Here is a 10,999-nt window from a genome sequence, read left to right on the forward strand (position 1 = left end):
TGGCTTATCCAGACTGGAAATCATTAATCCCTTATCAGGACACCGCCAGCCTGATTATCTCCGAGCATGTCGGCGGTAAGTGGATGTATAACTTCTTTATGGCCACTTATCTGACGGGCGTTTATGCTTCGGCGATGACCGCACAGACCAGTGTGTCGCGCATCTTCTATGCCATGGGCCGTGAAGGGGTACTGCCGCGCAAAGTGTTTTTCCACCTGCATCGCAAGTTCCATACGCCGTGGCGCGCTATTTTGTTCGTGGCGACCATCTCGCTGCTGGCGCTGTTCCTTGATCTTAATTTAGTGGTGTCGATGATAAGCTTCGGAGCGCTCGGTGCGTTCACCTTTGTGAATTTGAGCGTTATAAAACACTTTATTTTCAATGAGAAACGTCGTGGTGTTTCAGCCATGTTTAAATACGGGCTGTTGCCAATGATGGGGTTTGTGATGTCAGTGTGGTTGTGGGTTCATCTTGAACAGCGCGCGCTAGAGGTGGGCTTGCTGTGGTTACTGGCAGGTTTTATTTACCTGCTGTGGCTAACGCGCGGTTGGCGTCAGTCTCCACCATCGGTTCATCCGGATGATATTTCTCATCTGCTGTGATTAGTCTGAAGGGCTGCATAACGCGGCCCTTCAGCTTAATGAGAAAGTGCCCGTTGAGGTGAAAACAGGTAGATCGTAAAGACGCCGTCAACCCATCCCTGGGGGCTCGAGCCGCGCCGTCCCTGGCGCGGACGCTTTACTCTTCTACCTGTCTTCACCTTGTAAGATCGAGTCGTTGGGGTTTGCCCGCTGTCTGATTGTTATATCTGCTCAGTTAGTCATTAACTCCGACGCGCCCGGCCGACCGCCTCACCCAACTGCCACACCGCCATCGCGTAATGGGTACTGTGGTTGTAGCGGGTAATGGTGTAGAAGTTTGGCAAACCATACCAATATTGATAACCCGTGCCGACATCCAGGCGCAACAAGCTGGCTTCCTGATAGTCGCCCAGCGAGCCGGTCGGGCTTAGCCCTACGGCAGATAATGTCGAGATGGGGTATTTGGTCTTAAAGCCATTGTCGAGACTCGGCGCTTGCCCATTTGCCGGTATTGCCACGGCCGCCCCTTTGGTCCAGCCGTGGGCTTTGAAGTAATTCGCCACACTGCCGATGGCATCCTCCGGATCCCACAAATTGATATGACCATTACCATTAAAATCAACAGCATAATCTTTAAATGACGAGGGCATAAATTGACCATAACCCATAGCCCCGGCATAGGAACCGCGCAGACTGAGTGGGTCATTGCCCTCGGCTCGCGCCATCAGTAAGAAGGTTTCCAGCTCACCAGAAAAATACTCGGCGCGGCGCGGATAAGCAAAGGAGAGTGTTGCCAGCGCATCAATGATACGAGTCTTACCCATCACTCTGCCCCAGCGTGTTTCAACGCCAATGATGCCAACGATAATTTCTGGTGGAACCCCGTAGACCTCATAAGCACGTTGCAGGGCATCTTCATGTTGATTCCAGAAATTCACACCATTTTGCACATTATCTGGCGTAATAAATTGGTTGCGGTAGCGGTTCCAGGCACCATTTGGCCCGGATGGCCGGCCAGAGGTCGGCGCTTGCTTATCCATCAACCGGATAACAAAATCCAGTTTTTTAGTTTGCGCTAATACATCATGCAGTTGCTGACGCTCAAAACCATGCTCACTCACCATTTTGTCAACAAAACGGGCGGTATCCGCATTATAGGCAAAATCACCGTCTGGCACGTGACCCACATGTTGTGGTTCCAGTAAAAAACCACTTTGTGTCAGGCTATCTGACGGCGTCGCAGCAACAGGAGGCGTCGGCTTGCTGCTACAGGCGGAAAGCAAAATGAGTGAGGAAAGAATGACTGCTAAGTGACGCATCGTATATCCATAAACCATGCCAAAAAGTAATAGCCATGTTAAGGCATTGTCTGTGACGAACAAACAGGAAAATGCGGGATGCTCCGCAGTAATTGATCAAGAAATCCGGCTCGCCGCCCTTAATTTATTAGAAAAAAACGCACTAAACCCCTTGAACAATAAGGAATTATAGCAACATCAGTGAAACATTTCGTAGCAAATAATGCGAATGATTTTCACTATCATTGTTAATTTCTTTCTATACAATTGTGGAGTTTTGCCGTTACCTAACAATTTCGTTTTCTTCTTTGACCTGTTAAAGGATGTCTTTATGAAGTTACGTTTATCCTCTCTTGGCCCTATCGCTCTCTTGGCTTCCTCTATGATGCTGGCGTTTTCCGCCAATGCAGCATCCAATGATGAAGGTATTGTGGTGTATAACGCCCAACACGAAAATCTGGTGAAATCCTGGGTTGACGGCTTTACCAAAGATACCGGTATCAAGGTGACCCTGCGCAATGGCGGGGATAGCGAGTTAGGTAATCAGTTGGTTCAGGAAGGCAGCGCATCGCCTGCAGACGTTTTCCTGACTGAAAACTCCCCGGCAATGGTGCTGGTCGATAATGCCAAATTGTTCGCGCCATTGGATGCCGCAACACAAGCTCAGGTGGCGAAAGAGTATCGCCCTGAACATGGCCGCTGGACCGGCATTGCCGCCCGCAGTACCGTTTTTGTCTATAATCCGGAAAAAATCAGTGAAGCTGAGTTACCTAAGTCGATCATGGATTTAGCCAAACCTGAGTGGAAAGGCCGTTGGGCTGCATCACCGTCTGGGGCTGACTTCCAGGCCATTGTTAGCGCCATGCTGGAACTGAAAGGCGAAAAAGCCACGTTGGAGTGGTTAAAGGCCATGAAAACCAACTTTACCGCTTATAAAGGTAATAGCACGGTGATGAAAGCGGTGAATGCTGGCCAAATTGATGGTGGGGTTATCTATCACTATTACCGCTTTGTTGATCAAGCCAAAACCGGTGAGAACAGCGGTAAAACTCAACTGCATTACTTCAAACATCAAGACCCGGGTGCTTTTGTGAGTATATCTGGTGGCGGGGTGTTGGCGTCGAGCAAGCATCCGAAAGAAGCCCAGGAATTCATGAAATGGATAACTAGTAAATCCGGTCAGGATATCTTGCGCACCAATAATGCATTTGAATACGCTGTGGGTGTCGATGCCGCATCCAACCCTAAATTGGTACCACTGAAAGATCTGGATGCACCCAAAGTAGAACCGTCTAAACTGAACAGCAAGAAAGTGGTTGAGTTGATGACAGAAGCTGGCTTGCTGTAATACAGCCAACCTGCTGATAATCTGTATTTTTAGCCCGTCGCGTTTCTGACCCGACGGGCATTAACACGCCGAGTGCCTTGACGATTATGGCCAATGTAAACCCCGATGTTATCCCAATGCCGCTGACTCAGGCAGCTCAACGGCAATATAGCCGCCGCCCCGGCTCTGGGATTGTGGTTATTGCTGTGATGTTTTCATTACTTTCCCTGTTGCCGCTGGGGTTTGTTATTGGCATTGCCATTGATACCGGCTGGCCAACAGTAAAAGCTCTGGTTTTTCGCCCTCGCGTCGGGGAGTTACTGCTTAACACCGCATTACTGGTGGCGATCACCTTACCCCTATGCGCCATTATTGGTGTGGCGTTGGCCTGGCTCACCGAACGCACCGCTCTACCTGGCAGGCGAATTTGGTCGCTGCTGGCTATCGCGCCACTGGCAGTCCCTGCTTTTGTGCAAAGTTATGCCTGGATAAGCTTGGTGCCCTCAATGCACGGGCTTGGCGCGGGGGTATTTATCTCCGTCATTGCCTATTTCCCTTTTATTTATCTGCCCGCCTCCGCGGTATTGCGCCGCCTTGATCCCGGCCTTGAAGATGCCGCCGCCTCACTGGGTAGCACACCTGGCGCAGTATTTTTCCGGGTAGTATTGCCACAATTAAAATTAGCCGTTTGGGGTGGTTCGATACTGATTGCACTGCATTTATTAGCAGAATATGGGCTATACGCCATGATCCGTTTCGATACCTTTACCACAGCTATTTTTGATCAATTCCAATCCACATTTAATGGCCCGGCGGCCAATATGTTAGCGGGCGTTCTGGCGTTATGTTGCCTGGGATTATTATTAATCGAAGCCACCAGCCGTGGCTATAACCGCTACGCGCGTGTGGGTTCGGGTAGCGCGCGCAGACAAACCGCTTATTCAATGGGAACCGCCCTCACCCTGTGGAGTCTGCTGTTACCACTGGCGATGACGGCCCTCTCGCTCGGTGTGCCTTTTATCACCCTCATCCGTTGGCTTTATATTGGTGGCATTGATGTATGGTTGAATGCTGACCTGCTACCCGCATTGAAACAAACGCTGGCACTGGCACTGAGCGGTGCCGTGATGATCACCTTGTGTGCCATACCGATGGCTTGGTTATCCGTGCGCTATCCGGGCCGTTTGCACCGAGTCATGGAGGGCTGTAATTATGTCACCAGTTCGCTGCCCGGTATTGTGGTCGCGCTGGCGCTGGTAACCATCACCATCCGCATTGCACGACCGCTGTATCAAACTGAATTCACTCTTTTACTGGCCTATTTATTGATGTTTACGCCACGCGCTTTAATCAGTTTACGGGCCGGTATTGCGACCGCGCCGGTCGAGTTGGAAAACGTGGCGCGCAGTTTGGGGAAAACGCCCACTCAAGCTATCTGGAGCACCACCATGCGGTTGGCGGCTCCCGGCGCTGCGGCGGGTGCCGCCTTGGTATTTCTGGCGATATCTAATGAATTGACCGCCACCTTGCTATTGGCCCCTAATGGCACCCGCACATTGGCGACGGGGTTCTGGGCATTGACCAGCGAAATAGATTACGTGGCAGCATCACCTTACGCCCTGCTCATGGTGGCGCTCTCCCTGCCACTCACCTGGCTCCTTTATTCTCAATCTCAACGTACGGCAGGATTATGAGCACGCTTGAACTTCAACAAATCGGTAAATCTTACCAATCGGTCCAGGTTTTAGACGGTATTGATTTACAGGTTACGGCGGGTAGCCGCACTGCGATTGTCGGGCCATCGGGTTCGGGTAAAACCACATTGCTGCGTATTATTGCCGGTTTCGAAACGCCGGATAGTGGCAAGGTGATTTTGCAAGGGAATCCGCTATTTGATCACTCAATCCAGGTGCCGGCACATAAACGAGGGATTGGATTTGTCCCGCAAGATGGTGCACTGTTTCCACATTTTACCGTAGCGGGCAACATCGCTTATGGGCTAAAAGGCAGCAAGCAAGATAAAGCTCGGCGAGTTGATGAATTGATGGAAATGGTGGCACTGGACCGGCGATTAGCACAACTTTGGCCCCATGAAATATCCGGCGGTCAGCAACAACGTGTCGCACTCGCCAGAGCATTGGCGCAAAGCCCGGTATTGATGTTATTGGATGAACCCTTTTCAGCGCTGGATACCGCCTTGCGCGCATCTACCCGTAAAGCGGTGGCTGAACTGCTGTCGCAAGCCAATATCGCCTCCATTTTAGTCACGCACGACCAAAGCGAAGCGCTGTCTTTTGCCGATCAGGTCGCGGTGATGCGCGCGGGCAAGCTGGCTCATGTTGGCCCACCGCAAGAGCTTTATCTCAGACCGATTGATGAGCCGACCGCGACATTCCTGGGGGAAACGCTGATTCTTTCCGCCAACATTGCGGCTGGGTGGGCCGACTGCGCGCTAGGTCGAGTCAAGATTGATGATGCAATACGCCATGGGCAAGCACGCATTATGCTGCGCCCCGAGCAAGTGACTATCACGCCACTGCCCACCGCTCACCACTACCCGACTAACTGCCTGGCTAAGATTATCAGCATTGATTTTGCGGGCTTTATTTCAACGCTCACGTTATCAATTATCGAGCACGACGAAATCGTAGAAATCAAAACCATCAGTCGCGAAGGGCTCAATGTTGGCTTAATGGTTGATTTGACAATCGTGGGTCAGGCCCATATTTTTGCTGAGTGACTGACAGCACATTTCTATTAACTGAATGCAATAAGCACGATTTATGCTCGGTTTGCCCCCACAGATGGCCTTATGCTACTGCAATCACGACTATCGGAGCCGCACCAAATGGATGAAATCCACGTCATCATATTGACCATCGGGCTATTTGTACTCACATTCATTAATCCCGGCGCTAACTTACTTGTTGTCGTGCAAACCAGTCTCAGTTCTGGCAAAAATGCAGGTTTACTCACCGGGTTGGGTGTAGCCTTAGGGGATGCGATTTATTCAGGATTGGGGTTATTTGGCATGGCAGCACTGATTGCTGAAGGGGGAGCACTGTTCTCGGCAATTAAGATAGGCGGTGGTTTGTATCTGGTTTGGTATGCTTACAACATGTTGCGCCATCGTCAGGAACTGCACATGGGCATAGATGCCGTCGCCACTTCGTCAATTACCCCTTGGTATGTGTTCTTCCGCCGTGGGCTGTTGACTGATTTATCTAACCCGCAAACTGTGCTGTTTTTCATCAGTATTTTCTCGATAACCCTGACCCCAACCACACCAGCATGGGCCAAAATGGTCGCCTGGCTCGGCATTGTTGTGGCCTCAGTCCTCTGGCGGTCATTGCTGAGTATGGCATTCTCCCGCCCGGCAGTACGCCGCGCGTATGGCAAGGTTCAGCACTTGTTAAGCGGTATTATCGGAGTCGCTGTGGGAGCGTTTGGGCTGCGCTTAATTTATGAAGGGATAACCCGCCGCTGATAGCAAAATATGACTGTTATCAGCATCACAAAGGCTTCGCTTGGAGTCTTTTTTGTTCCTGTCGCAATTGCCGATACTCCAGCACTGTCAATACGACAACCACCAAGTCAAGAATAGTGATTAAAATCAGCATAATAGAATGAGTGAAGGTATAACGATAAAGTTGATAGATAATAAATAAGCTAAAAATGACTATTGCCGCAGGGTAATACCCCAGTTTTTTGCGCCACAATCCAATAATGACCCATAACTTAACAATCCCGTGAATTAATAAATAAAATGCGGCGAAATGCAGACTGCTGATGGACAGGCTTTGAGCAGCATGCAACAAATAATTGGCAATCATATCGCCACGATCTTGAATAAATTCCACTTGTGTGATGCGATGCAATATATTCAATAAAAGCTGAGGGGTAACAAAAAAAGTTAAAATACCCGCAGCAATCTCCAGAATAGCCAATATCGCTTTTAGCAGTAGGCTAACTTCAAAAACAGCATGGATATTTTTCTCCCCGAAGAGATTATTACGCTCAAATCGGCTTCTCATATTTAACATCGCACTCATTCCCTGCGTGGTAAGGCTTTGAAGAGTATTGATATATAATAGCAGTTTACGCGGTGCGGGTTAAAGCACCGCGCTTTAAATAGAGATACGTTAACGTTTCAGTGTCGCGCCATGACTCTGAATAACATCCCGATACCAATAGAAGCTCTTCTTACGGCGACGTTCTAAAGTGCCGTTACCACTATCATCACGATCAACATAAATAAAACCGTAGCGCTTGGATAATTCAGCTTTTGAAGCGCTCACCAAATCAATCGGCCCCCAACTGGTGTATCCCATCACCTCTACGCCATCTTCAATAGCCTCGCTAACTTGAACTAAATGGTCATTGAGGTAGCCGATGCGGTAATCATCTTCAATATTTCCATTCGCATCCGGTTTATCTTTTGCGCCCAAACCATTCTCAACAATAAACAGGGGTTTTTGATAACGATCCCACAGTTCATTTAGCAAAATACGCAATCCATCGGGGTCTATCTGCCATCCCCATTCTGAACTGGCAAGATGCGGGTTTTGTACCATGCTCAGGATATTACCTCTGGCCTGATGATTTAATTCTTCATCAGCAGTCACACAACCGCTCATGTAATAACTGAAGGAGATAAAATCGACGGTTTCTTTTAGTGTCTGTTTATCTTCCGCCGTAATTTCAATACTAATATCGTGCTGCTTAAAATAACGGGCCATGTAAGAAGGATAATAGCCGCGCACCTGTACATCGCCAAAGAATAGCCATTCACGATTTTGCTGTAGCGTTTCCAGCACATCGGCAGGTTTGCAGGTTAACGGATACATTAAACCGCCTAACAACATATTACCGATACGGCCATCAGGAATAATTTGATGCAAAGCAGCAACCGTTTTGGCACTGGCAACTAATTGGTGATGAATTGCCTGATATACCTCACTTTTGCTGCTCTCCTTTTCTAACCCGACGCCAGTAAAAGGTGCATGCAGTGACATATTTATTTCGTTAAATGTCAGCCATAATTTGACCTTATGCTGATAACGCTGAAATACCGTGCGGGCATAATGCTCAAAGAAACCGATTGTTTTGCGATTTCCCCACCCACCATAATTCTTCACCAGACCATAAGGCATTTCATAATGAGATAGCGTCACCAGTGGCGTAATATTGTATTTCTCCATTTCATCAAATAAGCGATCATAGAATGCCAGGCCGGCTTCATTCGGCTGCGCCTCATCGCCCTGCGGAAAAATACGTGTCCAGGCAATGGAAATGCGCAGGCATTTAAAACCCATCTCGGCAAATAGTGCAATATCTTGCGGGTAGCGGTGATAAAAATCGATAGCCACATCTTTGACATAACTGTCGCCCTTCACCCGGGGAACAATATCACCGAAGATACCGTATGGCTGTAAATCCGAGGTAGATAGCCCTTTTCCATCAGTAAGATAAGCTCCTTCAACCTGATTAGCGGCAATAGCCCCGCCCCAAAGGAAGTTGTCTGGAAATGCATGTTTCATCTGTTTTCTCCTGAGTCAGTATTAACGAATCACGGTTAATAACGGTGCTTGCTCTGTAATCAATGTTCCTTTGGCGTATAAAACATCCTGATAATCTTCACTATTGCTAATAATGACCGGTGTTGTCAGGTCATAACCAGCAGCAATAATCGCTGCACAATCAAACTCCAACAGCAGATCCCCTGCATTAACTCGATCCCCCACATGGGCATGCGCGGTAAAATATTGACCTTCGAGTTTGACGGTATCAATGCCGACGTGAATAAGAATTTCGGTACCGGCATCGGATTCAATGCCTATTGCATGGTGAGTTTTAAATAACGAAGCCACCACACCCTTAACCGGTGAAACAACCCTGCCTTGTTGCGGAATAATGGCGATTCCCGCCCCCAACAAGCCGCTGGCAAAAATAGTGTCGCCAACATGAGTTAATGCCTGTAATTCGCCGCTGATGGGGCTGAATATCACTTCGCCAAGGCCACTATGATCCTCGGTGATAGATGAATTTTGAACTGAGCGTTCAATTTCTGGCGGCGTAATGGGGATCGGCAGGCCAAAGAAGAAGGTGCCCATTGCGGCAAAAATGAATGCCGTCAGGGTACCGATAATTGCGCCCCATACGCTGGCATCAATGCCGGTGGTTGGAATTATCTGGGCAAACGAAAAAATGCTGGCCAGACCGAATGAATAAACATGAGTCTGACTATAACCGACTATAACGCCCCCAATTGCGCCTCCGACACAGCCGAATACAAAAGGTTTTTTCGATGGTAATGTCACGCCGTAAACGGCAGGCTCAGTAATACCAAATATGCCGGCAGTAAATGCCGAACCGGCCAATACTTTCATTTTTGCATCACGAGTTCGTAAAAAGACTCCGAGTGTCGCCCCCACCTGCCCCATCACTGCCGGTAATAGCAGAGGCAACATGGCGTCATAGCCCAATACACTCAGGTTATTAATCATTAATGGAACCAAGCCCCAATGCAGGCCAAAAATGACGCATATCTGCCATATTCCGGCTAATACACCACCCGCCACCGGCGGGGCTGCGGAATAAATAATTTGAAAACCTTCTGCTAATAAATGGCTCAGCCAGGTCGCTAGCGGACCAATCAATAAGAATGTGGCAGGAACCGTAATCGCCAAACACAACAACGGGGTAAAAAAGTTTTTAATACTGCTGTGTAAAATGCGATTAAACCTTTTTTCTAACCAACAACTGACCCAGGCCGCTAATATGATAGGAATAACGGACGACGTGTAATTAATAAAAGTGACCGGAAGGCCAAGGAAATAGAGGGTCGCAGCACCAGGTTGCCCAGTGGCATTAAATGCAGCCAGCATCAGAGGATGGACTAAAGCACCACCAATCGCCAAGGTAATAAACGGATTGCCACCAAATTTCTTACCCGCGGTATAACCTAACACTAGTGGGAAGAAATAGAACAGAGAGTCGCTGGCAGCGAATAAAATCATATAACTGCCGCTGGTCGGCAGTAACCAGCCGCACACCACACTGAGTGCCAGGAAACCCTTAAGAATACCGGAGGCTGCCATGATCCCGAGTAAGGGAGTGAAAATGCCCGAAATAATATCAATACAGCGACTCAGTAAACCCTCTTTGTGTCGGCTCGGCTGGCGCTCCTGTTCATCGCCATCTGATAAACCCGCTTGCTGCAATAATTCCTGATAGACCTCGCTGACGTGGTTTCCAATAACCACCTGGAACTGTCCACCACTCTCCACCACCATAATGATGCCCGGGTTTTGTTTCAGCATTTGTGCATCTGCCCGCGTAGTATCCTTGAGTTTAAAGCGCAAACGAGTAGCACAGTGTACAACACTGCTAATATTGCTCTTCCCTCCCACCCCGGCGAGGATCTCGCTGGCGACCGCTGTGTATTGCATAGTGTTCTCCTTGGATAGCACGATGATTTATATGAATAAATACCTATTCAATTCATTAAGCTCGGGCAAAAAAAAACCTGAATATGCTCTGCACCGCCATCAGCGGTACCAACATATTCAGGTTTTGCCTGCCCTTGGCAGTCACAATCCTTTATTCTAAATCGCTGTTACTCATTGTTTAATCGGGCAAGTTAGAACATTCCCGACGAACCCGTTCAATATGAATAGTCAAAAACATCAGCTCTTCTTTACTCAAATCCTGCTGATACTGCAATTTAATATGTTGCTGAATTTTCCCGGCACAGCGATAAGCCGCAATATAATTCTCTTTTATCGTATCGT

General features: G+C 48.5%; 10 protein-coding genes. 5 read left to right on the forward strand and 5 right to left on the reverse strand.

Going from position 1 to position 10,999, the window contains the following annotated elements; all coding sequences use genetic code 11:
* On the forward strand, positions 1-602 hold a 602-nt coding region (locus ACNSO8_RS05505; protein WP_418394041.1), incomplete at its 5' end, for an APC family permease.
* 221 nt (positions 603-823) lie between these two features.
* Here the strand turns inward: ACNSO8_RS05505 and mltB are convergent.
* Positions 824-1,900: a lytic murein transglycosylase B gene (mltB, locus tag ACNSO8_RS05510; RefSeq protein WP_418394042.1), complete on the reverse strand. Its 1,077-nt coding sequence runs from the start codon at positions 1,898-1,900 to the stop codon at positions 824-826.
* 310 nt (positions 1,901-2,210) lie between these two features.
* Between mltB and ACNSO8_RS05515 the strand changes: the two genes are divergently transcribed.
* The 4 genes from ACNSO8_RS05515 to ACNSO8_RS05530 all read left to right on the forward strand — a co-directional run bounded on the left by ACNSO8_RS05515 (position 2,211) and on the right by ACNSO8_RS05530 (position 6,693).
* Positions 2,211-3,227, forward strand: coding sequence for an iron ABC transporter substrate-binding protein (locus tag ACNSO8_RS05515; RefSeq protein WP_418394043.1), 1,017 nt, complete (start codon positions 2,211-2,213; stop codon positions 3,225-3,227).
* Between the two features lie 86 nt (positions 3,228-3,313).
* Positions 3,314-4,900, forward strand: coding sequence for an ABC transporter permease (locus ACNSO8_RS05520; RefSeq protein WP_418394044.1), 1,587 nt, complete (start codon positions 3,314-3,316; stop codon positions 4,898-4,900).
* Positions 4,897-5,946, forward strand: a complete 1,050-nt coding sequence (locus ACNSO8_RS05525; RefSeq protein WP_418394045.1) for an ABC transporter ATP-binding protein — start codon at positions 4,897-4,899, stop codon at positions 5,944-5,946. Before ACNSO8_RS05520 ends, ACNSO8_RS05525 begins: the two co-directional genes overlap by 4 nt.
* Before the next feature lie 108 nt (positions 5,947-6,054).
* On the forward strand, positions 6,055-6,693 hold the full coding sequence (locus ACNSO8_RS05530; protein ID WP_418394046.1) for a LysE family transporter: 639 nt from the start codon (positions 6,055-6,057) through the stop codon (positions 6,691-6,693).
* Positions 6,694-6,718: 25 nt separating this feature from the next.
* Here ACNSO8_RS05530 and ACNSO8_RS05535 read toward each other — a convergent pair whose 3' ends face one another.
* The 4 genes from ACNSO8_RS05535 to ACNSO8_RS05550 form a co-directional block, all read right to left on the reverse strand.
* Positions 6,719-7,249: a DUF2127 domain-containing protein gene (locus ACNSO8_RS05535; protein ID WP_418394047.1), complete on the reverse strand. Its 531-nt coding sequence runs from the start codon at positions 7,247-7,249 to the stop codon at positions 6,719-6,721.
* Between the two features lie 99 nt (positions 7,250-7,348).
* Positions 7,349-8,746 carry a glycoside hydrolase family 1 protein gene (locus ACNSO8_RS05540; protein WP_418394048.1) on the reverse strand — a complete coding sequence of 466 codons (1,398 nt, stop codon included), beginning with the start codon at positions 8,744-8,746 and terminating at the stop codon, positions 7,349-7,351.
* Between the two features lie 21 nt (positions 8,747-8,767).
* Positions 8,768-10,657, reverse strand: coding sequence for a PTS beta-glucoside transporter subunit IIABC (bglF, locus tag ACNSO8_RS05545; RefSeq protein ID WP_418394049.1), 1,890 nt, complete (start codon positions 10,655-10,657; stop codon positions 8,768-8,770).
* 178 nt (positions 10,658-10,835) lie between these two features.
* Positions 10,836-10,999, reverse strand: a 164-nt coding sequence (locus ACNSO8_RS05550) for a PRD domain-containing protein (RefSeq protein ID WP_418394015.1), incomplete at its 5' end; no start/stop codon positions are given.

The organism is Yersinia sp. LJYL362 (assembly GCF_048323875.1).